The sequence below is a fragment of the Rhodococcus sp. 06-462-5 genome, from assembly GCF_002258315.1.
In the GTDB taxonomy this organism is placed as follows: domain Bacteria; phylum Actinomycetota; class Actinomycetes; order Mycobacteriales; family Mycobacteriaceae; genus Rhodococcoides.
This window is the reverse complement of sequence record NZ_NOYD01000005.1, coordinates 329,711-352,728: the sequence shown is the minus strand read 5'-3', so window position 1 is coordinate 352,728 and position 23,018 is coordinate 329,711. Positions and strand designations below refer to the sequence as shown.

The following is a 23,018-nucleotide window of genomic DNA, read 5'->3' as shown; positions in this document are numbered from 1 at the left end:
TTCGCTCAGTGCTTCGTCGATCGCGGCCGGGGGGAGCGCTCGTCGAACACGAACAGTGCCAGCGCGATGGTGAGCATGAGGGCAACCACCCAGATCGCCCGTAACCCGAACAGCTCGACCGCAACTGCACCGAGCAGCGCCCCGCCGAAGAATCCCGAGATCACCGCGCCGAACCGTCGGGCGCGGGTTCCGGCCTCGAGATCGTGTTCGACCACCCGATGGAATGCGGCCATCGCCATGCTGCGGAGATTCCCGGTCGTCATGGTGGTGTTGAACGGCGAATCCACCAGTACGCGAAAGGTGGTCACCTGTACGCCGGCAACGTGGGCGAGGATCACCGAGACCGCCGCATCGGGCACCGTCGCCGGCAGGAATCCGACGACGAGGACCACGAGGATCTCGAACACCAGAACCGCCCGCACCGGTCGTCGTACGATCTTCGCAACCGCGGGCAGCGCGATGAATTCTGCGGTCGCGACGCCCAGGACGAAGGCAGCCAACGGGGGCAGAAAGGCCAGCGCCTCGACCCATCGGCCACCCGCGACATCGACACCGAGCAGGACAACGTTGCCGGTCTGTGCGCCGGCGAACACGCCGCCCCGGGTGATGAACGTGTACGCGTCGAGGAATCCACCGACTGCCGCCAGCAGAACTCCGAGCCGAACCGATTTCGCAGTTGCGATGGCAATGTGGGGTTCGGGACGAGGCGTGGTCATCGGGAGATCCTGACACGATTGCCGATATTCACGTCGTCGTGGCAAGCAGTGAGAGCAACAGTTCGGCTCGCACCCGCGCCGACGCCAGATCCACCGCGAGCAATTCCTCGCACCGCGTGATCCGGTTCCTCAGCGTGTGACGATGAACGGACAGGTGCGCCGCAGCGGTTTCCCAATGCCCGTTCGCCTCGAGGAAAGCCCGGAGTGATGCCACCAGATCGGCGGAGTGGGTGCGGTCGTACTCGGCCAGTACCGCGATGGTGACGGCAGCCATGGCACGCAACGACTCCTGCACCGGTTCGGAAGCCAACAGCATCGATCCGGTGAACTCGACGATCCGATCGCTCGCGCCGGCCGCTGCGCACGCGAGCGAAGCCTGCTGCGCCGCAACGGGGGTCTCGGTGATGTGGTGGCTGGAACTCAGTCCGACGCACACCGACCTCGGCAGTGAATCGAGCAGTCGAGCAACGACATCGGAGTCGTCGGTACCGCGCAACAACACCGCGACACCGGTATCGGTCTTGCGCGCGAACGTGGGCCGCGCCCGGGCCCGGCACTCGGCATCGATGGCCTCGACGACGCGCTCGGCCGGTCCGCGGACCATCGCAACCCTGACGCGAGAGTCGTCGTCGGCGGCGTCGACGAGATAGCTCGGTAGCGCAGAGCCGTCAGGGGAAGGTAGATGGCCGTCCAGTAGTAACCCGAGCGCGAGCGTGTTGAGTCGGGACTGCTCGGCGCGCAGCCGCGTGGGCTTCTCGAGTTCGAGTGTCACCAGCGACACCGCGTGCCCGAGCAGGATCTGCTCGACGCCCGTCACCGGGCCCGCGGTTCGAATGGCGAGATAGCTCGACGCCCCGCCGGAGATCGCGACGGAGTGCAGAGTGACGGTGCACCCCGGTTCGCTGACCGAGACCGTGGCCGGTGACGACGACGGGCGAATGCTGCGGGCGACGTCGCGGGCACGCTCGACGAGATCGGCTGCGGAGGCGGGATGGAACGATTCGGTGCGATTGCCGATCAGTGCCACCGACGTGGACGTGGCGACGGCCAGTTCGCGAACGATCGCGTCGACGCCGCCGTGCAACGCTGCCCGAGTGATGCGGGTCTGGACCGAGGCCGCGCGCAGAACCTGCTCGTATTCCTGCTCGGCTATGCGCTTCATGACCGCTCTGATCACGGCGGCGAACGGGGTGTCGTAGGGGACCTCGACGACGGGAAGGCCGACATCCTCGGCCGCGTCGAGAATGTGACGCGGAATTGTGCTGTGGGACAACCCGACTCCGAACCCGAGGCAGGCGACACCCGCGGCCGCAAGAGTCCGGACGTAGGTGGCCAGAGCCGGGCCGTCGGCATCGAAGCCGAGCCCGGTCGTGAGAATCAGTTCACCGCCGGACAGCCAGGGGCTCGGATCGGTGAGTTCGGTCGCCTGTGCGAAGGTGATCGGCGCAGTGCTGCGCTCCGGTCCGCCGCGATGACTCAGGCGGAGGTGTTGCTGCCTCAGCAGCCAGGACATCTGCACGCTCACCAGTCGAACTGTAGCCCTGTCGCTGCCGAAATGGAGTGCGATCTCGTCCTGATGTGTACGAAATGGCGTCCCGCTGTCTCGCTCGGAGAGTCGCATACTGGCTGAACAAGCCCACACGAAAGGTGCGACCATGGCCTCGATCGAGTACCGACTTCCGCAGGAGCGCAAGATCGTCACCGCCTTCCCCGGTCCGAAGTCGGCGGCGTTGGCGCAGCGCCGCAAGGCCGTCGTCGGTGCAGGCGTGGCGTCGACGCTGCCGGTGTACGTGGCCGACGCCGACGGTGGCGTCGTGGTCGATGTCGACGGGAACTCGCTGATCGACCTCGGGGCCGGAATCGCGGTGACGACAGTCGGTGCGTCCAACCCGGCAGTCGTTGCGGCAGTGCAGGATCAGGTCGCACACTTCACCCACACGTGTTTCATGATCGCGCCGTACGAGGGGTACATCCAGGTCGCCGAGAAACTGGCCGAGTTGACGCCGGGGGATCACGACAAGCGCAGCGTCCTGTTCAACAGCGGTGCCGAGGCCGTCGAGAACGCCGTGAAGATCGCACGTCACGCCACCGGGCGGTCGGCTGTCGTCGTGTTCGACCATGCTTACCACGGTCGTACCAATCTGACGATGGCGCTGACGTCCAAGTCGATGCCGTACAAGAGCGGGTTCGGGCCGTTCGCTCCTGAGGTGTATCGGGCGCCGATGTCCTACCCGTTCAGGGAGGGCCTGAACTCCGACGGTTCCGCGGTCACCGGTGCCCAGGCTGCGGCCCGGGCGATCTCGGTCATCGAAAAACAGGTGGGCGCCGCCAATCTTGCGGCCATCCTGATCGAACCGATCCAGGGCGAGGGCGGCTTCATCGTGCCCGCAGAAGGATTCCTGCCTGCCCTGGCGGACTGGGCACACGAGAACGGCGTGGTGTTCATCGCCGACGAGGTGCAGGCCGGATTCACCCGCACCGGAGCGTGGTTCGCGAGCGAACACGAAGGCGTCGTGCCGGATCTGATCACCATGGCGAAGGGGATTGCAGGTGGCATGCCGCTGGCCGCGGTGACCGGCCGTGCCGATCTGATCGACGCCGTGCACCCCGGTGGACTCGGCGGCACCTACGGCGGAAACCCCGTCGCCTGCGCCGCGGCCCTGGCGTCGATCGAGCAGATGGAGACCCTCGACCTCAACGCCCGCGCCCGCGACATCGAACGGATCGTGTTCGAGCGCCTGAATGCGTTGAGTGCCGAGGTCGGCATCATCGGTGAGGTGCGTGGCCGCGGGGCCATGCTCGCGATCGAGCTCGTCGTGCCGGGTGGGCGTGAGCCCAACCCGGAGGCCACCAAAGCCGTTGCGGCGGCGGCACTCGCGGCCGGGGTGATCGTGCTGACGTGCGGTACCTACGGCAACGTCATCCGGTTGCTGCCTCCTCTGGTGATCTCCGACGAGTTGCTGAGCGAAGCGCTCACCGTCCTCGAAGACGCGCTGCGCGCTGTGGCACAGGGGAACTGACATGTCGGCTACAGACCTGATCTCCAAGCTGCCCACCGAACTGTGGCTCGGCGGCGTGCAGTCACCGTCGGCGTCGGGTGCACGATTCGCTGTGCTGAACCCGGCAACCGGCGAGGAGTTGACCACCGTCGCCGACGCCACCGCGGCCGATGGCATCACCGCGCTCGACCTTGCCGCCGCGGCGCAGCCGGGGTGGGCGGCGACGCCCGCTCGTGAGCGAGCCGAGATTCTGCGGCGCGCCTTCGACCTGCTGCAGGAGCGTGCTGCCGACTTCGCTCTGCTGATGACACTGGAAATGGGAAAGTCGTTGGCGGAGAGCCACGGTGAGGTGAAGTACGGCAGCGAATTCCTGCGCTGGTTCGGTGAGGAGGCCGTCCGAATCGGCGGCCGGTTCACCCCCGCCCCTGCGGGCAACGGCTCGATCCTCGTCACCAAGTCGCCGGTCGGACCGGTTCTGGCGATCACCCCGTGGAACTTTCCGTTGGCCATGGGCACCCGCAAGATCGGCCCGGCTCTGGCGGCTGGCTGCACCGTCATCGTCAAACCGGCCGAGGACACCCCGCTGACGATGCTGCTCCTCGGGCAGGTGTTCGCCGACGCCGGGTTGCCCCGCGGCGTGCTGTCGATACTCCCGGCCTCCGACGCCGCGTCCGTCACCGGACCGTTGATGGACGATCCGAGGCTGCGAAAGATCACGTTCACCGGTTCGACCGGGGTGGGAAAACTGCTGGTGCGCAGTGCAGCCGACCGACTCCTGCGGACGTCGATGGAGCTCGGCGGCAACGCCCCGTTCATCGTGTTCGACGACGCAGACGTCGACGCCGCCGTCGACGGAGCGATGCTGGCCAAGATGCGCAACGGAGGTGAGGCGTGCACAGCGGCGAATCGTCTGTACGTTGCCAACTCGGTGCGCGAGGAATTCACCGCGAAGCTGACCGCTCGGATCGACGCGCTCACGGTCGGTCCGGGTGACCGAGACGGCACCGACATCGGGCCGCTCATCAACGACAAGCAGCGTCGAACGGTCACCGCACTGGTCGACGACGCCGTCTCGAAGGGAGCCCGGGTGCGCACCGGCGGAGCCGCGCCCGAGGGACCCGGCTTCTTCTACGCGCCGACGGTGCTCGACCGAATCCCCGCCGACGCGAAGCTGTTGCAGGACGAGATCTTCGGGCCCGTCGCGGCGATCATCGGATTCGACACCGAGGACGAGGCCGTCGCCGCAGCCAACGACACCCGGTACGGGTTGGTGGCGTACTTCTACACCGAGAGCCTCGACCGAGCCCTTCGGGTGTCGGCAGCACTGGACACCGGCATGGTCGGGGTCAATCGGGGCGCGATCTCCGACGCGGCCGCCCCGTTCGGTGGCGTAAAGGAATCGGGCTTCGGACGCGAGGGTGGCTCGGAGGGCATCGAGGAATACCTCGAGACCAAGTACATCGCGCTCCGGTAGATATCTGCACGTTTCGCTCCACTCCACGCTCGGGCACACGGAAGTACGTGACTTCGAGCCTGGAGTGGAGCGACAGTTGCAAGCCTGCGATCAGCTCCGAGCAGCCGCGATTCGATCCTCGGCCAGGCGGTCGGCTGCTGCCCCGAGCAGGATGCCCTCGGCGCGGGCGATGGCGAAGATGCCCGTGACGGTGTCGCGGATCTTGCCGATCGTGGCCATCACCTCGGCCGAATCCTTGCCGCGCAGTTCGCCTTCCACCTGGATCAAGCCGCCGGCGTTGGCGACGTAGTCGGGTACCCAGACGATTCCGCGCGCAGCCAACATGGCCTCGACATCGGGTGTGAGGAGTTGATTGTTCGCCGCGCCGCACACGATGGACGCCGACAACCGGGCCACCGAGGACGCGTCGAGAGTGGCACCCATGGCGCAGGGCGCGTAGACGTCGATGTCGGCACCGATGATGTCGGAACCCACCGTGACACCGGGGAAGTCCAGGGCGATGCGATCGAGGGCAGGCGGGTAGGAGTCGCTGACGACCACCTCGGCACCGGCCTCGCGAAGCAGTGCGACGAGGTTGTAGCCCACCTTGCCCGCCCCCTCGACGCCGACGCGCTTGCCGGTCAGATCGTCCGAGCCCCAGGTGGATTCGGCTGCGGCCAGGAGCGAGAGGAAGACGCCGAGCGCGGTCTGGGGGCCGCTGTCGCCGGTGCCGCCCGCGGTGGTGTTCTTGCCCACGACGTGCGCCGTCTCCTCGGCGATGATGTCGAGATCGTCGCTGTTGGTGCCCACATCGCCTGCGGTGACGTAGGTTCCGCCGAGCGAGTCGACGAACCGGCCGTACGCACCCAGTAGCGTCGGGGTCTTGATGGCGTTGGGGTTGCCGATGATCACTGCTTTTCCGCCGCCGAGATCGACTCCCGCGACGGCCGCCTTGTACGTCATTCCGCGGGAGAGGCGCAGCACGTCGGTCAACGCTTCCTGCTCGGAAACGTAGGGGTAGAAGCGAGTTCCGCCGAGAGCCGGACCGAGGGCCGTGGAGTGGACCGCGATGATCGCGCGCAGCCCGGTGTCGGGGTCCTGACAGAACACGACGCGTTCGTGTGCGCAGTCGCGCGGCATGTCGGGACGATCGAAGACGCCGGTCGCGGCGGGGAAGGAATCGGACGAGGTGCTCGATGCGGCGGGGTGGTCGGCAACGACGGACACAGGCGGTCTCTTTCGGTGATGAGGCGGCGGTACCGGAAATGGGTGGTATCCGGAATTCGTGTCCCCGAAGGGTGTCGTGAACGTGCACGCTGGTCAACCGCTGTTGCCGAGAATGTGCATGTTGCACGGTGCATCCCGGATCGATCGAGCCGGGATGGTCGGGCTGCTCAGCGACGACCGTCCTCGGCGAGCTGCTCGAGCAACGGCTTGGTGCGGTATTGGATCAACTCGCTCATCGCGATGGACATGTTGGTGCGCTCGACCCCGGGGATATCGAGAATGAGACCGGCGATGCGGTACAGGTCGTCGGCATCGACGGCTGCGATGCGGATGTGCATGTCCGCTGCTCCGGACAGTCCGAACACCTCGAGCACCTCCGGGATGGTGCGCAGGTGCTCGGTGACCGCGGCCAACGTGTGTTGGTTGACCTGTGCGGTCACGAACGCCTGCAACGGGCGTCCCAACGACTTCGGTGGGATGCGGTGATCGATCGGCGTGAGCGATCCCTTGTCGTCCCAACGACCCAGGCGGGCCTGGACGGTGTTGCGGGACAGGCCCAGAGTGGTGGCGAGTTCGACACCGGTGGCGCGCGGTTTGGCGCAGAGGGCGAGAAGGAGTCGGGCGTCGGTCTTGTCCAGATCGGTCATTGCGCACTTCCTGTAGCTCGGTCGTTACCCAATATTGTGCACACTGCGCAGTTACGAAGTCATCACTTGTGCAGGGTGGACGTCGGTGGTCTCCTTGTGAAGGACATCACATCACGACGGAGAGTGCGACGATCATGACTACCACCTCGCTGGTGCAGCTGATAAAGGAATCTGGGACGGTGGTCCGCAACGAGACCTACTCGCCGCTGGTCGCCGACATCGACACGGCCGCGATGATGGACTTGTACCGCGATCTCGTGGTCGTCCGCCGCATCGACACCGAGGCGACCGCACTGCAGCGACAGGGCGAACTGGGGTTGTGGGCACCCCTGCTCGGTCAGGAAGCGGCGCAGGTCGGTTCGGCCCGCGCGCTCGACACCGAGGACTTCGTGTTCGCCAGCTACCGCGAGCACGGGGTCGCCTACTGCCGGGGCGTCGACCCGACGCAGATGCTGCGCTTCTGGCGCGGATCGACCCTCTCCGGCTGGGACCCGTACGAATACCGCATGACGACGCCGGCCATCATCGTCGGATCTCAGGGCCTGCACGCAACCGGATACGCCATCGGCATGCAACTCGAGGGTGCCGAGGGCGCGGCCATCACCTACTTCGGCGACGGTGCCACCAGCCAGGGCGATATCTCCGAGGCACTCGGCTTCGCCGCGAGTTTCCACGCACCGGTGGTGTTCTTCTGCCAGAACAACCAGTGGGCCATCTCCGAACCGGTCACGGTGCAGACGAAGGCGACCATCGCCGCCCGCGGTGAGGGATACGGAATCCCGTCGGTCCGCGTCGACGGCAACGACGTTCTCGCCGTCCTGGCCGTGACCAGGGCAGCACTCGCCCGCGCCCGTGAAGGTAGCGGCCCGACGCTCATCGAGGCCGTCACCTACCGCATGGGCCCGCACACCACCTCCGACGACCCTACGAGATACCGCTCGGGTGCCACCGACGACGAATGGCGCGCCAAGGATCCGATCGATCGAATCGAGAAGTTGCTCAGGCGAATCGGCGTGTTCGACGACGCATTCGCCGCCTCGGTGAAGCGCACCGCCGACGACGTCGCAGCCGAGCTTCGTCGCGGCTGCCTCGAGACCGTCGAACCGACCGCGATGTCGGTGTTCGACAACGTCTACGCCGATCCCCACCCCCTACTCGACGACGAGCGCGCCCAATTCGCCTCGTACCAGGCCGGATTCGAAGGAGCTACGTCATGACCACCCTGGAACGGCCCACCAGTCTTCCGTTGGGCAAGGCCATCAATGCAGGTCTGCGACGGGCGATGGAGAACGACCCGAAGGTCCTGCTGATGGGCGAGGACATCGGCAAGCTCGGCGGCGTCTTCCGCATCACCGACGGCCTGCAGAAGGACTTCGGTCCCGGTCGAGTACTCGACATGCCGTTGGCGGAATCGGGAATCATCGGCACCGCCGTCGGTCTCGCGATGCGAGGCTTTCGGCCGGTGTGCGAGATTCAGTTCGACGGCTTCATCTATCCGGCGTTCGATCAGATCGTCTCGCAGGTGGCCAAGTTGCACTACCGCACCAGTGGCAACGTCAAGATTCCGATGACCATCCGGGTTCCCTACGGCGGCGGAATCGGTGCCGTAGAGCATCATTCGGAATCTCCCGAGGGGTATTTCGCGCAGACCGCGGGCCTTCGCGTGGTCACGTGCAGCAACGCCGCCGACGGCTACTCGATGATTCAGCAGGCCATCGCAAGCGACGATCCGGTGCTGTTCTTCGAGCCGAAGCGTCGGTACTGGGAGAAGAGTCCGATCGACCTCGACGCCGACGCGTCGTACCCGCTGCATCGGGCACGAGTGGTCACCGAGGGCACCGACGTCACCCTGATCGCGTACGGACCACTCGTCGCCACTGCACGCAAGGCCGCCGAAGTCGCCGCCCACGAGGGAGTGTCGATCGAGGTCATCGATCTGCGCTCGCTCTCGCCCATCGACTTCGAGACCATCGAGGCCTCGGTACGCAAGACCGGGCGTCTGGTCGTCACCCACGAGGCACCGGTGTTCATGGGACTCGGTTCGGAGATCGCAGCTCGAATCTCCGAACGGTGCTTCTACAACCTCAAGGCACCGGTGTTGCGCGTCGGCGGCTTCGGAACCCCGTACCCGGCATCGAAACTGGAGAGATTCTTCCTTCCCGACGTCGACCGGATCCTCGACGCAGTCGACCGCTGCCGCTCGCACTGACCCGGCTCTCACTGACCCAGCGCTTACCGACCGCCGCCGATACGTACCGAACAGGATTCGACGATGCCCACCATCAAGAGCTTTCCGTTGCCCGACCTCGGGGAAGGACTCACCGAAGCCGATCTGCTGACCTGGCTCGTCGCCGTCGGCGACACCATCGAGCTGAATCAGAACATCGCCGAGGTCGAAACGGCCAAGGCCGCCGTGGAACTTCCCTCACCGTTCGCCGGCGTCGTTGCAGCCCTTCACGTGGCGGAAGGTGACACCGTCGAGGTCGGGGTGCCGATCATCGACATCAGGGTCGGTGGCGACGACGCCGACACCGAGCCGGAGCCCGCCGCTCCCGAGGTGGACGTGACGGTTCCGGCCGAAGACGGGGACGAGCGCGTTCCGGTTCTCGTCGGCTACGGCGTGGCGAAGGAAGGCTCCAGTCGACGCAGCGGTCGAGGTGCCGCACCGGCCACCCCAACACCGAACGGGCAGAACGGGAAACCGCTGGCTGCGCCACCGGTGCGAAAGATGGCCAAGGACAATGCCGTCGACCTCGCCGAGGTGCCAGCCACCGGAGACCGCGGCGACGTCACCCGTGAGGACATCGACATCTACCTGAAGGGTGACAACCCGGTCGAGGAGCGGACAGTGGAACGGGTCGGTCGCGAGGAGCGCACGCCGATCAAGGGAGTACGCAAGCACACGGCGGATGCGATGGTGCGCAGTGCATTCACCGCTCCGCACGTCACCGAGTTCGTCACCGTCGACGTCACCGAAACCCTGACACTGCTGGACTCCCTGCGGGCGTCTGCTCACTTCGCCGACGTTCGTCTGACCCCGCTGGCTCTGGTCGCCAAGGCGGTTCTCGTTGCGCTGAAATCGAATCCGTCGCTCAACTCTTCGTGGGACGAGACGACACAGGAGATAGTCACCAAGCATTACGTCAATCTCGGTATCGCCGCCGCGACTCCGCGCGGGCTGATGGTGCCGAACATCAAGGACGCACACGAGAAGTCTCTGGTGGACATCGCACGCGCGTTGTCGGATCTGACGCGGACGGCCAAGGAAGGCAAGAGCAGTCCGGCCGATCTTGCCGACGGCACGATCACCATCACCAATGTCGGAGTGTTCGGAGTCGACGCCGGTACGCCGATCCTCAACCCCGGCGAGGCTGCCATCCTCTGTTTCGGCTCCATTCGCCGCATGCCGTGGGAACACGAGGGCGAGATCGCACTGCGGTCGGTGACGACACTGTCGCTCTCGTTCGACCATCGCCTCGTCGACGGGCAGCAAGGATCGCAGTTTCTCGCGCTCGTCGGCCGGTTGTTGAGCAATCCGGTGGATATGATCGCGCTGGGCTGACTTCCCGGCTCGTACCGTGAGACGAAGAGGGGCGGGCGTGGCGAACGCGATCGACGCGCATTTCCTGGATCGGATCCGTGTCGCGGCGACGAGCGGGCCGGAGCTCGCCGATCCGAATCGTCTGCTGCGGTGCTTCGATGCGCAGCTCGCCAGCCGGCACCTGGACTTCGCAGCCCGCTGGTTGCAGTCCGAGGGCTTCGGGTACTACACCATCGGATCGTCCGGGCACGAGGCGAATGCAACCGTCGGTGCGGCGACGACCGTCACCGACCCGGCCCTGCTGCACTACCGCTCCGGCGGCTTCTATGCCGCACGTGCACAACAGAATTCGGGGTCCAATCCGATCCGCGACGTGCTCGCCGGGTTGGTGGCCTCCACCCGCGACCCCATCTCGGGCGGACGGCACAAGGTGTTCGGACACCCCGATCTGGGCATCGTGCCGCAGACGTCCACCATCGGTTCGCAGGTCCCGCGCGCGGTCGGTCTGGCATTCGCGCTGGGGCGAGCGAAGGCGTTGCGTCATCGAACGCCATGGCCCGAGGACGCCATCGTGGTGTGCAGCTTCGGCGATGCCTCGGCCAATCATTCGACCACCGTCGGTGCACTCAATTCGGCTGCGTACTGTGCCCACCAGTCGATTCCGATGCCGATCCTTCTGGTCTGCGAGGACAACGGCATCGGAATCAGTACGCGGTCACCGCGGGGCTGGATCGAGCAGTCGCTCAGCCGATTTCCGTCGATCGAGTACGTGCGAGCCGACGGGACCGACCCGGTCGCGCTGATGCTTACCGTGGACGCCGCTGTCGCCGCGGTGCGGAAGGGGCGTCGGCCGGTGTTGTTGCATCTCGAGACGGTGCGGTTGATGGGCCACGCCGGATCCGACGCCGAGCTCGCGTACCGCACCAACGCAGACATCGTCGGCGACTACGCACGAGATCCGTTGCTCGCCTGCGCACGTGCGCTGATCGGGGCCGGAGTGCTCTCGGCAGCCGACGTCGAAGACCGCTACGAGGCAGTGCGCGAGACCGTGATGACCGAGGCCGAGGCTGTGGTCGAGTCGCTGCGGTCCGGGGCGTCGTCGCGCCTGGCGACCGCGGACGCAGTGATGGCTCCGCTCACCGAACGACGACCGAGTGCCGTGGCCGCCACCGAGCAGAGCCTGCGACCGGCACCGGGCGGGCCGCGTCTGACGCTCGCCGCCATGATCAACAGGACACTCGCCGACATCATGGCGGCGCGACCGGACATCCTCGTGTTCGGGGAGGACGTGGCCGTCAAGGGCGGCGTCTACGGCGTCACCAAGGGTTTGCGCAAGAAGTACGGCGCAGCAAGGGTTTTCGATACGCTGCTCGACGAGCAGACGGTGCTCGGCACCGCCCTCGGTGCCGCGCTCGCGGGATTCGTCCCGATACCCGAGATCCAATATCTGGCGTATCTGCACAATGCCGAGGATCAGCTTCGCGGTGAGGCCGCGTCGCTCAAGTTCTTCTCCGATGCGCAGTTCACCAACGGGATGGTCGTGCGCATCGCCGGTCTGGCGTATCAGCGCGGTTTCGGCGGGCACTTTCACAACGACAACGCGGTAGCGGTTCTGCGCGATATTCCGGGCATCGTCGTCGCGGTTCCGAGTTCCGCGGCCGAGGCCGCCGCGCTGCTGCGGACGTGTGTGGCGCTGGCCGTGGAGGAGGGACGGGTGTGCGTCTTTCTGGAGCCGATTGCTTTGTACCACCGCGTCGATCTGGACGACGGCGACGGAGCGTTGCGGTGCGTCGACGACGCGTCGGCCGAGTTCGCCACCATCGCAACCCATTCGGACGGTGACGATCTGGCCATAGTCACCTTCGGTAACGGCGTGGTGATGAGCAGGCGTGCCGCATCGAGGTTGCGTGAGCGCGGGATCGGCGTGACGATCGTCGATCTGCGCTGGATCGTTCCGCTGCCGGTCGACGACCTTCTGAGCCGGCTCGACGTCTTCGATCGAGTGTTGGTCGCGGACGAGACCCGATACGACGGGGGAGTGGGAGAAGGCGTCGTGACGGCTCTCGTCGAGGGTGGCTACGCGGGTATGGTCCGCCGAGTGGCGAGCAAGAATTCGTTCGTTCCGCTGGGTGCCGCAGCCGATCTCGTCCTCCTGTCGGAAGACGAGATCGTCTCTGCGGCTGTGGAGATGGTCGAATCCGCCTGACTCAGTGCACCGGCTGCACGGGAGCGACCTCGTCGACATCCTTGCGTGCCGGAGCGCGGATGAAGAACGACGCCGCCACCGCCACCAGAGATACTGCGCCGCCGTAGAGGAAGGCGGTGTGGATGCCCGCCTCCGAACCGCCGACCTGGGTTGCGCCGTCGGAGATTCGGGCCGCCGCGGTGTTCGACATGACGGTGACGAACAGTGCGGTTCCGGCGGCGCCGGCCAACTGCTGCACAGTGTTGAAGATTGCGCTTCCGTGCGAGTACAGCGGGGTGGGCAGCGAACCCAGTGCCGACGTCATCAGCGGCGTCATGATGAGCGCGAGGCCGGCCGAGAGCAGCATGTGGATGGCTATGACCAGCGGCAGGGCAGTCTGCGCGTCGAGCACGGTCATCGACCACAGGGCGGCGCTCATCACGACGGCTCCAGGAATCACCAGCGGACGCGGCCCGACTCGGTCGAAGATTCTGCCGACGAACGGGGCGAGCAGACCCATCAGCAGTCCGCCGGGGAGCAGCATCAGTCCGGTGTCGAGAGTGTCGAGACCGCGGACGTTCTGCAGGTACATCGGCAGCAGGATCAGGGCACCGAACAGGGCCATCATCGAGATCGCGATCATGCCGAGCCCGATGCTGAAGGTGGTGGTGCGGAACGGCCGCATGTCCAGCAGCGCGCCGCCGCGATCCTGCCGCGAGATCTGCCGGAGAACGAACACCACGAGGGCGACGGCACCGACGACCAGCGGCAGCCATACCGGCACCACGGACTCCTCGGCCGAATGTCCCAGGCTGCTCAGGCCGTAGACGATGCCGCCGAAAGCCAACGCGGACAATACGACCGACGCGGGATCGAACGACGGCCGACCGGTCTCGGTCACGTTCTTCACCAGGGTGGTCCCGATGGTGAACGCGATCAGTGCGATCGGAAGAACGAGCCAGAACATCCAACGCCAGTCCAGCGACGCGAGGATGATCCCCGAGATCGTCGGACCGACCGCGGGTGCGACGGCGATGACGATGGAGATCACGCCCATCATCGCGCCGCGCTTGTGGGCCGGGACGACGGTGAGCACCGTGGTCATGAGCAGCGGCAACATGATTGCTGTGCCACTGGCCTGGGTGATGCGCCCCAGCAGGAGCAGTTCGAAGCCCGGGGCCGAGGCCGCGAACAACGTGCCGACGGTGAACAGCGTCATTGCGGCCACGAAGACCTGACGCAACGTGAATCGCTGGAACAGGTAGCCAGTGATGGGAATGACCACGGCCATGGTCAGCAGGAATCCGGTGGTGAGCCACTGCGCCGTCGTTGCCGTGATGCTCAGGTCGACCATCAGGGTGGGTAGCGCCACGCTCATGATCGTCTCGTTGAGGATCATGACGAACGCCGCGATGACGAGGATGCCGATCAGTAACTTGCTGCCCGGCGCGAGTTGCGCGTCGGGTGCGTGGTCGGTCTCAGGTGTGGTCATTTGTCGAGAACTTTCGCGTATGGGTTCAAGTGTGGAGAAAGGTCGTGCTGCGACAGCCTGACTCATTGTGATAGTGACTGTCAACTTGAACATTGCTGGTAAGTTGACGGTGAGAATACGAAGAAGTAGGCGATGGGTGGAGGACGATGAGCGAGCACGTGCCGGACCTGCGAGAGCGACGTCGCCGAGAAACCCAGCTCGAGATCACCCGTGCCGCGCTCGAACTGTTCGAGACGCAGGGCTGCGCCGCAACGACGGTCGACCAGATCGCACGTCGGGCCGGAGTATCGCCCAGCACGTTCTTTCGTAGCTTCGCATCCAAGGAAGAATCGGTTCTCGGGCTCGCCCCGGAGTTCGAGCTCGACATCGACGCCTGGCTGGCATCGACGGCCCCCGCGGACATCACCCTTGCAGCTATCGAAGCACTGTACGAGCGATCCGTCGAACGATTATCCACGGCACCGCACGAAGCGCGAGATCGATTACTGCGTACCCGACGGCTGATCGGGCGCGACGATCACCTGCGGTCCGCCGCCTTCGCGACCGACGCCATGACGCTGTGTCGCGTCACCGACTCGGTGGCCGCCAAGCTCGATGGCCACGAATCACGTTCGTACGCACGGTTGCTGATCGAGGGTGCCGGGATGGCCATGCGGATCGCCTTCGACGACTGGGCCGAGCGCATCGATGCCGGGCAGGAGGCCGACCTGGTGGACATCTACCGAACCACGCTGCGCGATCTACGACGCGTCGTGGCCGGCTGACGGTGGACGTCGTGAGTGGAACTTCGTAGCAGGGGTCGAGTTTTCGTGCACGTGGCGCGAAGCGCCTCTCACCCGAAGCGGCCTGGCGACAGGTCCGCTTCGACGAGTCCGCGGGCGGTGACGTCGGCCGGAAGTGGTTCTCCGCGAACGATTGACGCGCCGACTCGTGCCAGTGCCGCACAGGTCTGGATTCCGTACCCACCCTGCCCGGCGCACCAGAAGAAACCCTCGACCTTCCGGTCGAAGCCCACGACTGGGGTGCGATCGGGAACGAAACTGCGCAGACCTGCCCAGGACGAGCGCAGATGCCGGCCCGTCAGCGTGGTGGCCTCGGCGATGTCGTCGAACGCCCGCGCGATCTCCAACTCGTCGGGGCGCGCGTCACTCGGCTCGGTGGGCGTCTCGTCTGCAGGTGAGCACAAGAGTTGTGCATTCCCCACGGTCGTTCCGCGGGCTCCACTCCTGCCTTCGGGTTTGATGTAGAACTTCTCGTCCATATCGCTCAACGTCGCAAGATTCGCGGTGTCGAGATCGTCGGGCGCGGCGACCATGAACACCGACCGACGCATCGGGACGAGTCCGATCGGATCGGCACCCGCCATGCCGCCCACGACGTCCGCCCACGCGCCTGCTGCGTCGACGACGAGGGGAGCAGTGTGGACCGACCCGTCCGTGGTGTGCACGTGCCACAGTCCGTCGACGCGTCCGAGTTGCGTCACGCCTGCCCCGGTGTGGACCTGTCCACCTCGATCGCGCAGCCCCCGCACGAAACCCTGGTGCAGCGCGTGGACGTCGACCTCCATCGAATGTGGTTCGTACAGTGCACAATCGATCAGCTCGGGGCGCAGCGGCGGAAAGAGCGTGCGCGCGTCGGTCGGGGAGACCAATCGGGCGTCGGGAGTCAGTCGGCTGACGTCCGCATACATCGCCTCGAGCGCGTCACCCCGCCCGATGACCGCGAACTGCAGCAGCGGACGCGGGGCCAGCAGCTCGGTTCGGAAGTGCTCCGGCGGGTCGACCAGAAAGGCCCGGCTGGCTGTCGTCAGCGCCCGAATGGTGCTGTTGCCGTAGGTTTCCAGGAACAGGGCGGCCGAACGTCCGGTGGTGTGGAAGGCCAGGGTCGGTTCGCGCTCGAGCAGTGTGACGCGTCGGTCGCTCGCGAGTTCGTAGCCGAGCGAGACACCCCCGATTCCGCCGCCGATCACGATGACGTCGGTGGAGTTCCGTTCCCGCTCGGACGTGGTCATGGATTGCTCCCGTTCGTTGTCTCTGCGGTCCACTGCGCGCCGGGGCCGATCGCCTCGTCGAAGATCAGCCAGGTTCGCGTCGACAGTATCCCGTCGAGTCCCTGCAGCTTGTCGAGCACCAGATGGCGTAGCGCCGAGGTGTCCGGAGCTCGCACCAGAACGAGTGCGTCGAAGTCGCCGCCCATGAGGCTGACGTGTTCGACGAAGGGGAAGGTACTCAGGTCGTCGGCGACGGCGCGCCAGGAATCCTGCCGAATGGACAGTGCCACATACGCCGACGCGCCGAACCCCGCTTTCTCGTAGGCGATGCGCGCGGTGAATCCCTCGATCACCCCTTCGTCGAGAAGACGGTCGACGCGCACGTAGGCGTGCGCTCGGGAGATATGGGTGGCCTCGGCCAGGGCGCGCATGGACATTCGGCCGTCACGGCTGAGCTCGGTGACGATACGTCGGTCCACATCGTCGAGCTCGTATTCGGTCTGTGCCATCCGTCCACTCCTGGTCGCTCGAGAAGGGTCTGTGTGGACGAATTGTCACATTCTTTCCGGCAAGGAGCCATCGATCTCCGATTCGGCTCCCGATTTGAATGTCGGTCCATCTGGCCGCACTCTGTGTAGAACACATCGATCCGCGACGAACACGCGCAGGAGGGGTACCGCATGACCACGACCGACACGCTCGATCACGTCACGACCTCGGTCGCACGACGCGTTCGTCAGGGATACGAAGCCGACTTCGTGGAGTGGACCGATCGCGGGATGGATCTCGTCCGAACCTTTCCCGGTTTTCTCGGTGGCGGTTGGCTGCGCAGTTCCGGCGGCTCCAGCGACTACCACGTGGTGTATCGATTCGAGACACACGACAACCTCGACGCCTGGCTGCGCTCGGATGCCAGGCGCACCTGGCTCAGTACCGGCCGTCCCATCGCCGACGACGTTGTGACACATCGACTCTCGGGTGTGGAGGGATGGTTCGAGCCGCAGTCCAACCTCACCGACGCCGTCCGAGTGATCGGTGGTCCGCCGCCGCGGTGGAAGCAGGCGGTCTCGATCGGCGTCGCGTTCTACGCCGTCAGTCTGCTCGTGAACATCGTTCTGACGCCGCATTTGACGGATCTGAACGTGGCCCTGCGCACCGCGCTGGTGGTGATGATGTGCACGCCGCTGATGGTCTACGTGGTGATGCCGTTCGTCACTGCCCGGCTGCGTCGGTGGCTGGTGCCGCGCTCGTAGCATCACCTTCGATAGGGTCGAACCCATGCCCGACGTTCCGGTACAGGATCAATTCGCCCTCGACGGGGCCTGGAACTTTCGCGATCTCGGCGGTGCGCCTACGACGGACGGGGCGGCGGTTCGGCCTGGATTGCTCTATCGCGCATCCGAATTGAGTGCGCTGACCGAGCACGGTCAGCGCACCGTCGCGGATCTCGGAATTCGCACGGTGTTCGACTTTCGTGGCGAGACCGAGATAGGTCGCAGTGGCGCGGACCGTGTTCCGCCGGGCGTGGAATCGATCTCGGTTCCCTTCGAGATCGTGCGGGGCGAGCGCGCCCCTCATGAAGCTCCGATCAGCGACGAGCAGAGTCAAGTGGACTACATGATGCGGGCGTATGCGTCTTTCTCGACTCTCGACGGTGCGTCGCATGCGATCAAGCGCGTGGTCGACGCGATCGTCGAGCGTCGCGGCGGCGTCCTGGTGCACTGCGCGGCGGGCAAGGACCGGGCAGGGTGGACGGTCGCAACGGTGTTGCGGGCGGCCGGTGTCAGCGAGGACGGCATCGTCGCGGACTACCTACGCAGCAACGACGCGATCGAGCCCCTACTCGCACACGTGCGCCGAACCTGGGTGGGAGCGTCCGACACGGAGGTCCGACCCACCGAGGCGATACTGGGCGTTCGCGCGTCCTACCTGGAGCACGGGCTGGACGTCATGAAGTCGACACACGGATCGTTCGACGGATATCTGACGCACCTGGGTATCGATCGGGACCTCCGGCGTCGCCTGACTGCCGCCCTCGTGAACGACTGAGCGGTAGCCTCGCCCCATGCGTATCGGACATACCGCCCCGGATTTCGAGCTACCGGACCATTCCGGGGAACTGCGTGCGCTGACCGACCTGACTGCGTCGGGCCCGGTCGTTCTGTTCTTCTACCCGGCGGCCAACAGCCCCATCTGCACCGCCGAAGCGTGCCATTTCAGGGACTTGGGCACGGAATTCGAGAGATTCGGCGCACAACGTGTCGGCATCAGTACCGACACCCGAGATCGCAACCAGCATTTCGCGCTGCAGAGGTCGTTCGACTATCCGTTGCTGTCCGACTCCGACGGTGCGGTGGCCGAGCAGTTCGGAGTGCGACGAGGCGGGTGGTTCACCCGGCGGCGTCGGCTTCGTGAGCTCGAACGCGGGCGGGCGCATGCAGCCAACCGGGGGTACCTGCGGCAGCTACTGTCCGTGAAGCGGACGACATTCGTGATCGATCGGAACCGAGTGGTGCGGATGGTGGTGCAGAGCGAACGCGGTCACGTACATGCGACCAAGGCGTTGGAGTACCTGCGCTACCTGTCGTGAAGGGCTGTTCTCGCTATTCGTTCGCGCCGCTGAACAGGGCGGTGTAGACGGCAGGCTTCGATGTTTCGGCGTGCGCATCGGTCGATGCGTCGTCGGGGTGGCTGAAGAGCGCCTCGTTCTTGTCCTTGTGTTCCATTCCCCGAGCATGCCCCTGATTCGCGGCAATAGCCACTCGCCGCGCGGACTGTCCGGGCTCCGCAGGGTGGGATACTGCTCGAGTGCCCGATGAATCCCTGTTCGACGCCCTTCGTCGTGAGCCCGACGCCGAGGCACCCAACCTCCATGCCGTCGACGCTGCGGACCGCCTCGTCCTCGACACCGTCGACGAACTCCCCGGAATCGACAGGACCACGCCGATCGCGGTGATCGGCGACCGGTACGGAGCCCTGACCCTCGGGGCCGTGTCTCTCGGGTTCACCGCGATACGCGTGCATCAGGACGCCGTCACCGGAGTGCGCGCGCTCGAGTTGAACGCGGCACGGGTCTCGATGGCCGGCACGTACACCCAGCACGCGCTCGGTGCCGAACTGCTCGACGGCGTCGGGGTGGTGCTGATGCAGTTGCCGCGAGGTCTGGCCGAACTCACCGAGATCGCCGAGCACATCGCGGCGCACGCGTCCGCGGACGTCGTCGTCCTCGCGGGCGGACGAGACAAGCACATGACCCCGGCGATGAACGACGTCCTACGACGCTCGTTCGAGACGGTGACGGCCGGCCGCGGCCGACAGAAAGCCCGAGTGCTCACCGCACGCGGGGCGGTGGCGTCGGGCATGACGTATCCGGTGAGCAAGCGAATTGCCGACCTGGACTTGACGGTGGTGGCGCACGGGGCGGTGTTCGCAGGTGCCGGTCTCGACATCGGGACCAGGTACCTGCTCGAGTTCGTTCCGAAGATGCTCCCGCGAGCCCGTGTTGCCGTCGACTTGGGCTGTGGCACAGGAATTCTCGCCACCGAATTGGCTCGAACGAGGCCCGATCTCGAGGTGATCGCCACCGATCGATCATCCGCGGCGATCGCGTCGGCAAAGGCCACTGCGGAGGCGAACGGGACGCGAGTATCGGTGCTCGCAGACGATGCAATGTCCACTGTCGAGTCCGCGTCGGTCGATCTGGTGGTCTGCAACCCGCCGTTCCACGAGGGTGCCGCGGTGCACACAGGCGGCGCGAGCAAGTTGTTCACGGCGGCCGGCCGAGTGCTGAGGCCCGGAGGGCAGCTGTGGACGGTGTTCAACACCCACCTGAACTATCGGCGCGAACTGGCGGACGCGGTCGGCCCCACCGACCTGATGGGAAAGAACGGCAAGTTCACCGTTGCTCGCTCGGTACGTCCGAGCGAGCAACGGTAGGCGGTCAGGTGACCGGGCCGCCGTCTTCGGGTGTTCCGTCGATCTGGCCCCGGTTGCGTCCGAGATCCTCGACGAGAGTGCCTTCGACGATCTCGGCCTGACGCTGGCCTTCCGCGTAGTCGACGTCGGGATCCTCGTCCGACTCCTCGATGACGTGGTCGACCAGTTCCTCGGTCAACTCGTCGTCGGGTGTCTCCGTGATCGGACGGTCGAGGTCTTCCTCGACGGCGATGTCGGGTTCTTCCTCGCTGAGCTTGAGGTCCAGGCTCTCGCCCTCGGCTGCCTCGCGAGCGGTGGTGCCGAAGCTGTTGGCCTCGCTCCAGTGATCGGGGGGATCGACCACGGTGTCGCCGTCGTCGTTGCGCACCTCGTCGGAGTCGACGCTTTCGCTGGGGTCCAAAGTCTGGTCGGGTCCGTCTTCGATTGCCATTTCCTCATAGTGCCCGTTTCGATTCGGTGTCACACACGCCGTCGTCTCCGCGTGTCGAGCCCCTACCCGGTAGAGTCCGATTTGTCCGTCGTAGAAGTTCTCCTCCTGGGAACTTTTGTCCGGATGTCAGACGTTCTACTGATGACCGACGGGGAGATCCCCGGTGGGGATCAGAACTTACGAAGGGAAGAGACACGGTGCGCACCTCCAGCAACCCGGTGTTCCGCAACCTGCCCAAGCAGCAGGGCGGCGGCTACGCCACATTCGGATCTGCGACGGCTGGAGCCTCGCAGGCCGCAACCTTCGGCCAGCATCCCGGAACGCAGGCCGATCCGTACACCACGCAGCCCTCACAGCGGGCCATGACCATCGACGACGTGGTCACCAAGACCGGCATCACCCTCGGTGTGCTGAGCGTCACGGCGATCATCTCGTACCTGCTGGTCTCCAACAACACCGGCCTGGCCATCCCGTTCGTCATCGGTGGCGGCTTGATCGGCTTCGGCCTCGTCATGTTCGCGACCTTCGGTCGCAAGATGGACAACAAGGCAATCGTGCTCGCGTACGCCGCTGCGGAAGGCGTGTTCCTCGGAGCACTGTCGTTGATGTTCACCGATGTCGCGTTCGGCGGAGTCGGTGGATCGGCTCTCATCGGCCAGGCCATCCTCGGCACGTTCGGCGTGTTCTTCGGCATGCTGATCGTCTACAAGACCGGCGCGATCCGCGTCACCCCGCGTCTGACCCGCATGATCGTCGGTGCCCTCATCGGCGTCGTCGTCCTGATGCTCGGTAACCTCGTCGCCAGCTTCTTCATGGAGGACGGTTTCGGTCTTCGCTCCGGCGGACCGCTGGCCATCATCTTCAGCCTCGTCTGCATCGGCATCGCGGCGTTCAGCTTCCTGCTCGACTTCGACCAGGCCGATCAGCTGATCCGCGCACAGGCTCCCGAGAAGGCAGCCTGGGGTGTCGCCCTCGGTCTGACCATCACGTTGGTCTGGCTGTACGTCGAGATCCTGCGTCTGCTGAGCTACTTCCAGAACGACTAGTACTCACACGAAAAAGCCCCGCCGCTCCTTCGAGGAGGGCGGGGCTTTTTCGTTGTGATCTCTCGACTCAGCTGAGTCGTTCCAGCACCATGGCCATACCCATGCCGCCGCCGACGCACATGGTCTCGACGCCGAACGTCTTGTCCTGGGTGGTCAAGTTGTTCAGCAGCGTGGTGGTGATGCGTGCACCGGTCATACCGAACGGGTGGCCGATCGCGATGGCACCACCGGAGACGTTGAGCTTGTCCTCCTCGATGCCGAGGTCACGGGCCGATCCCAGGACCTGCACGGCGAAGGCCTCGTTGATCTCGAACAGGTCGATGTCGGAGATCGACATGCCCGCGATCTTCAGCGCCTTGCGGGTGGCCTCGATCGGTCCGAGGCCCATGATCTCGGGGGACGTGCCGGTGACTCCGGTGGAGACGATGCGAGCCAACGGCGTCAGGCCCAGTTCCCTGGCCTTGGTGTCGCTCATGATGACGAGCGCTGCTGCGCCGTCGTTGAGCGGGCAGGCGTTGCCTGCAGTGATGGTGCCGTTGGGGCGGAAGACCGGCTTGAGCTGGCTGATCTTCTCGTACGTGGTGCCGGCGCGAGGGCCGTCGTCGGTGTTGACGACGGTGCCGTCGGGCAGGGTCACCGGGGTGATCTCCCGCTCGAAGAAACCGGCGTTGATGGCCTCTTCGGCGCGGTTCTGGCTGCGCACGCCCCAGTGATCCTGGTCCTCGCGGGTGATGCCGGTGAGGAGGGCGACGTTCTCGGCCGTCTGGCCCATCGCGATGTACGCGTCGGGCAGTTCGCCGTTCTCGCGGGGATCGGTCCAGCTGTCCGCGCCCTCTTCCTGTGCCTTCTTGGTGCGGGCCTCGGCGTCGGCGAAGATCGGGTTGTGGCTTTCCGGAAGCGAATCCGAGCTGCCGTGGACGAAGCTGGACACGCTCTCGACGCCTGCGGAGATGAATACGTCACCCTCGCCTGCCTTGATCGCGTGCAGCGCCATGCGGGTGGTCTGCAGCGAGGACGAGCAGTAACGCGTGATCGTCGTTCCGGGCAGCGAGTCGTAGCCGAGCTGAACCGCGACGATGCGAGCGAGGTTGTTGCCCTGCATGCCGCCGGGCAGGCCACAGCCCAGGAGCAGGTCGTCGATGTCCTTCGGGTCCAGCGAAGGCACCTTGGCCAGCGCGGCGGCGACCATCTGGGCGGTGAGGTCGTCGGGACGAATGTCCTTGAGCGACCCCTTCATCGCCCTGCCGATCGGTGAGCGCGCGGTGGCGACGATGACTGCCTCTGGCATGAGATCTCCTTCGAATCGATACTGCTTACCTGCTCTGTTACCGCCGAGTAGGCGATGTCTCCTGACCG

At 65.7% G+C, this 23,018-nt stretch carries 22 protein-coding genes; 12 read left to right on the top strand and 10 right to left on the bottom strand.

The window, feature by feature from the left end; translation table 11 throughout:
• Positions 1 to 5: 5 nt before the first annotated feature.
• Both CH251_RS03805 and CH251_RS03800 read right to left on the bottom strand, forming a co-directional pair.
• Positions 6 to 716 (bottom strand): YoaK family protein, encoded by a 711-nt coding sequence (locus CH251_RS03805; RefSeq protein WP_094611884.1) that lies wholly within the window; start codon positions 714 to 716, stop codon positions 6 to 8.
• A 28-nt stretch (positions 717 to 744) separates the two neighbouring features.
• Positions 745 to 2,241 carry a PucR family transcriptional regulator gene (locus CH251_RS03800; protein ID WP_094611883.1) on the bottom strand — a complete coding sequence of 499 codons (1,497 nt, stop codon included), beginning with the start codon at positions 2,239 to 2,241 and terminating at the stop codon, positions 745 to 747.
• A 130-nt stretch (positions 2,242 to 2,371) separates the two neighbouring features.
• Here CH251_RS03800 and gabT point away from each other — a divergent pair, with 130 nt between their 5' ends.
• Positions 2,372 to 3,736 (top strand): 4-aminobutyrate--2-oxoglutarate transaminase, encoded by a 1,365-nt coding sequence (gabT, locus tag CH251_RS03795; protein ID WP_094611882.1) that lies wholly within the window; start codon positions 2,372 to 2,374, stop codon positions 3,734 to 3,736.
• A gap of 1 nt (position 3,737) precedes the next feature.
• Entirely contained in the window at positions 3,738 to 5,189 is a 1,452-nt protein-coding gene (locus tag CH251_RS03790) for an NAD-dependent succinate-semialdehyde dehydrogenase (protein ID WP_094611881.1), read from the top strand.
• Positions 5,190 to 5,279: 90 nt separating this feature from the next.
• Here the strand turns inward: CH251_RS03790 and CH251_RS03785 are convergent, their stop codons facing one another.
• Together CH251_RS03785 and CH251_RS03780 are read right to left on the bottom strand one after the other, a co-directional pair.
• Positions 5,280 to 6,395, bottom strand: coding sequence for a Glu/Leu/Phe/Val dehydrogenase (locus CH251_RS03785; protein WP_373454906.1), 1,116 nt, complete (start codon positions 6,393 to 6,395; stop codon positions 5,280 to 5,282).
• A 167-nt stretch (positions 6,396 to 6,562) separates the two neighbouring features.
• Complete coding sequence (locus CH251_RS03780; protein WP_068050387.1) at positions 6,563 to 7,042, bottom strand: Lrp/AsnC family transcriptional regulator; 480 nt, start codon at positions 7,040 to 7,042, stop codon at positions 6,563 to 6,565.
• Between the two features lie 134 nt (positions 7,043 to 7,176).
• Here CH251_RS03780 and pdhA point away from each other — a divergent pair, with 134 nt between their 5' ends.
• The 4 genes from pdhA (at position 7,177) to CH251_RS03760 (ending at position 12,789) form a co-directional block, all read left to right on the top strand.
• A complete protein-coding gene (pdhA, locus tag CH251_RS03775; RefSeq protein ID WP_094611880.1) occupies positions 7,177 to 8,259 on the top strand; it encodes a pyruvate dehydrogenase (acetyl-transferring) E1 component subunit alpha in 1,083 nt (360 codons plus the stop codon).
• Positions 8,256 to 9,251, top strand: coding sequence for an alpha-ketoacid dehydrogenase subunit beta (locus CH251_RS03770; RefSeq protein WP_094611879.1), 996 nt, complete (start codon positions 8,256 to 8,258; stop codon positions 9,249 to 9,251). The genes pdhA and CH251_RS03770 overlap by 4 nt, the downstream gene beginning before the upstream one ends.
• 63 nt (positions 9,252 to 9,314) lie before the next feature.
• Positions 9,315 to 10,604 (top strand): dihydrolipoamide acetyltransferase family protein, encoded by a 1,290-nt coding sequence (locus CH251_RS03765; RefSeq protein WP_094611878.1) that lies wholly within the window; start codon positions 9,315 to 9,317, stop codon positions 10,602 to 10,604.
• A 37-nt stretch (positions 10,605 to 10,641) separates the two neighbouring features.
• Positions 10,642 to 12,789 carry a thiamine pyrophosphate-dependent enzyme gene (locus tag CH251_RS03760; protein WP_094611877.1) on the top strand — a complete coding sequence of 716 codons (2,148 nt, stop codon included), beginning with the start codon at positions 10,642 to 10,644 and terminating at the stop codon, positions 12,787 to 12,789.
• Position 12,790: 1 nt separating this feature from the next.
• On the opposite strand, the gene CH251_RS03755 is transcribed toward CH251_RS03760, so the two are convergent.
• Complete coding sequence (locus CH251_RS03755) at positions 12,791 to 14,260, bottom strand: MDR family MFS transporter (protein ID WP_094611876.1); 1,470 nt, start codon at positions 14,258 to 14,260, stop codon at positions 12,791 to 12,793.
• A 146-nt stretch (positions 14,261 to 14,406) separates the two neighbouring features.
• On the opposite strand from CH251_RS03755, the gene CH251_RS03750 reads away from it, so the two are divergent.
• Positions 14,407 to 15,024 carry a TetR/AcrR family transcriptional regulator gene (locus CH251_RS03750; RefSeq protein WP_094611875.1) on the top strand — a complete coding sequence of 206 codons (618 nt, stop codon included), beginning with the start codon at positions 14,407 to 14,409 and terminating at the stop codon, positions 15,022 to 15,024.
• 68 nt (positions 15,025 to 15,092) lie between these two features.
• On the opposite strand, the gene CH251_RS03745 is transcribed toward CH251_RS03750, so the two are convergent.
• Positions 15,093 to 16,271, bottom strand: a complete 1,179-nt coding sequence (locus tag CH251_RS03745; protein ID WP_094611874.1) for an FAD-binding oxidoreductase — start codon at positions 16,269 to 16,271, stop codon at positions 15,093 to 15,095.
• Positions 16,268 to 16,759 carry an Lrp/AsnC family transcriptional regulator gene (locus CH251_RS03740; RefSeq protein WP_094611873.1) on the bottom strand — a complete coding sequence of 164 codons (492 nt, stop codon included), beginning with the start codon at positions 16,757 to 16,759 and terminating at the stop codon, positions 16,268 to 16,270. Before CH251_RS03740 ends, CH251_RS03745 begins: the two co-directional genes overlap by 4 nt.
• 171 nt (positions 16,760 to 16,930) lie before the next feature.
• Between CH251_RS03740 and CH251_RS03735 the strand changes: the two genes are divergently transcribed.
• Genes CH251_RS03735 through CH251_RS03725 form a run of 3 tightly spaced genes read left to right on the top strand, consistent with a single transcriptional unit; the run spans position 16,931 to position 18,840 of the window.
• Positions 16,931 to 17,503 (top strand): antibiotic biosynthesis monooxygenase, encoded by a 573-nt coding sequence (locus tag CH251_RS03735; RefSeq protein ID WP_094611872.1) that lies wholly within the window; start codon positions 16,931 to 16,933, stop codon positions 17,501 to 17,503.
• A gap of 25 nt (positions 17,504 to 17,528) precedes the next feature.
• Complete coding sequence (locus CH251_RS03730) at positions 17,529 to 18,299, top strand: tyrosine-protein phosphatase (protein WP_094611871.1); 771 nt, start codon at positions 17,529 to 17,531, stop codon at positions 18,297 to 18,299.
• 16 nt (positions 18,300 to 18,315) lie between these two features.
• Positions 18,316 to 18,840, top strand: coding sequence for a peroxiredoxin (locus CH251_RS03725; RefSeq protein WP_032397591.1), 525 nt, complete (start codon positions 18,316 to 18,318; stop codon positions 18,838 to 18,840).
• Positions 18,841 to 18,853: 13 nt separating this feature from the next.
• On the opposite strand, the gene CH251_RS27755 is transcribed toward CH251_RS03725, so the two are convergent.
• Complete coding sequence (locus tag CH251_RS27755) at positions 18,854 to 18,976, bottom strand: hypothetical protein (protein ID WP_254923930.1); 123 nt, start codon at positions 18,974 to 18,976, stop codon at positions 18,854 to 18,856.
• An 82-nt stretch (positions 18,977 to 19,058) separates the two neighbouring features.
• On the opposite strand from CH251_RS27755, the gene CH251_RS03720 reads away from it, so the two are divergent.
• On the top strand, positions 19,059 to 20,186 hold the full coding sequence (locus CH251_RS03720) for a methyltransferase (protein WP_094611870.1): 1,128 nt from the start codon (positions 19,059 to 19,061) through the stop codon (positions 20,184 to 20,186).
• A gap of 4 nt (positions 20,187 to 20,190) precedes the next feature.
• On the opposite strand, the gene CH251_RS03715 is transcribed toward CH251_RS03720, so the two are convergent.
• Positions 20,191 to 20,616 carry a hypothetical protein gene (locus CH251_RS03715; protein ID WP_094611869.1) on the bottom strand — a complete coding sequence of 142 codons (426 nt, stop codon included), beginning with the start codon at positions 20,614 to 20,616 and terminating at the stop codon, positions 20,191 to 20,193.
• A 197-nt stretch (positions 20,617 to 20,813) separates the two neighbouring features.
• Between CH251_RS03715 and CH251_RS03710 the strand changes: the two genes are divergently transcribed.
• Positions 20,814 to 21,662, top strand: a complete 849-nt coding sequence (locus tag CH251_RS03710) for a Bax inhibitor-1/YccA family protein (RefSeq protein WP_094611868.1) — start codon at positions 20,814 to 20,816, stop codon at positions 21,660 to 21,662.
• Positions 21,663 to 21,729: 67 nt separating this feature from the next.
• Here the strand turns inward: CH251_RS03710 and CH251_RS03705 are convergent, their stop codons facing one another.
• Positions 21,730 to 22,950 carry an acetyl-CoA C-acetyltransferase gene (locus CH251_RS03705; RefSeq protein WP_094611867.1) on the bottom strand — a complete coding sequence of 407 codons (1,221 nt, stop codon included), beginning with the start codon at positions 22,948 to 22,950 and terminating at the stop codon, positions 21,730 to 21,732.
• Between the last annotated feature and the right edge of the window lie 68 nt (positions 22,951 to 23,018).

Bases quoted from the DNA above. Each gene is read 5' to 3' on its own strand.
- CH251_RS03780 (WP_068050387.1), bottom strand. From the start codon at position 7,042: ATGACCGATCTGGACAAGACCGACGCCCGACTCCTTCTCGCCCTCTGC.
- CH251_RS03765 (WP_094611878.1), top strand. From the start codon at position 9,315: ATGCCCACCATCAAGAGCTTTCCGTTGCCCGACCTCGGGGAAGGACTC.
- CH251_RS03790 (WP_094611881.1), top strand. From the start codon at position 3,738: ATGTCGGCTACAGACCTGATCTCCAAGCTGCCCACCGAACTGTGGCTC.
- CH251_RS03740 (WP_094611873.1), bottom strand. From the start codon at position 16,759: ATGGCACAGACCGAATACGAGCTCGACGATGTGGACCGACGTATCGTC.
- CH251_RS27755 (WP_254923930.1), bottom strand. From the start codon at position 18,976: ATGGAACACAAGGACAAGAACGAGGCGCTCTTCAGCCACCCCGACGAC.
- CH251_RS03770 (WP_094611879.1), top strand. From the start codon at position 8,256: ATGACCACCCTGGAACGGCCCACCAGTCTTCCGTTGGGCAAGGCCATC.
- gabT (WP_094611882.1), top strand. From the start codon at position 2,372: ATGGCCTCGATCGAGTACCGACTTCCGCAGGAGCGCAAGATCGTCACC.
- CH251_RS03715 (WP_094611869.1), bottom strand. From the start codon at position 20,616: ATGGCAATCGAAGACGGACCCGACCAGACTTTGGACCCCAGCGAAAGC.
- CH251_RS03705 (WP_094611867.1), bottom strand. From the start codon at position 22,950: ATGCCAGAGGCAGTCATCGTCGCCACCGCGCGCTCACCGATCGGCAGG.
- CH251_RS03755 (WP_094611876.1), bottom strand. From the start codon at position 14,260: ATGACCACACCTGAGACCGACCACGCACCCGACGCGCAACTCGCGCCG.
- CH251_RS03730 (WP_094611871.1), top strand. From the start codon at position 17,529: ATGCCCGACGTTCCGGTACAGGATCAATTCGCCCTCGACGGGGCCTGG.
- CH251_RS03805 (WP_094611884.1), bottom strand. From the start codon at position 716: ATGACCACGCCTCGTCCCGAACCCCACATTGCCATCGCAACTGCGAAA.
- CH251_RS03725 (WP_032397591.1), top strand. From the start codon at position 18,316: ATGCGTATCGGACATACCGCCCCGGATTTCGAGCTACCGGACCATTCC.
- CH251_RS03750 (WP_094611875.1), top strand. From the start codon at position 14,407: ATGAGCGAGCACGTGCCGGACCTGCGAGAGCGACGTCGCCGAGAAACC.
- CH251_RS03745 (WP_094611874.1), bottom strand. From the start codon at position 16,271: ATGACCACGTCCGAGCGGGAACGGAACTCCACCGACGTCATCGTGATC.
- pdhA (WP_094611880.1), top strand. From the start codon at position 7,177: ATGACTACCACCTCGCTGGTGCAGCTGATAAAGGAATCTGGGACGGTG.
- CH251_RS03735 (WP_094611872.1), top strand. From the start codon at position 16,931: ATGACCACGACCGACACGCTCGATCACGTCACGACCTCGGTCGCACGA.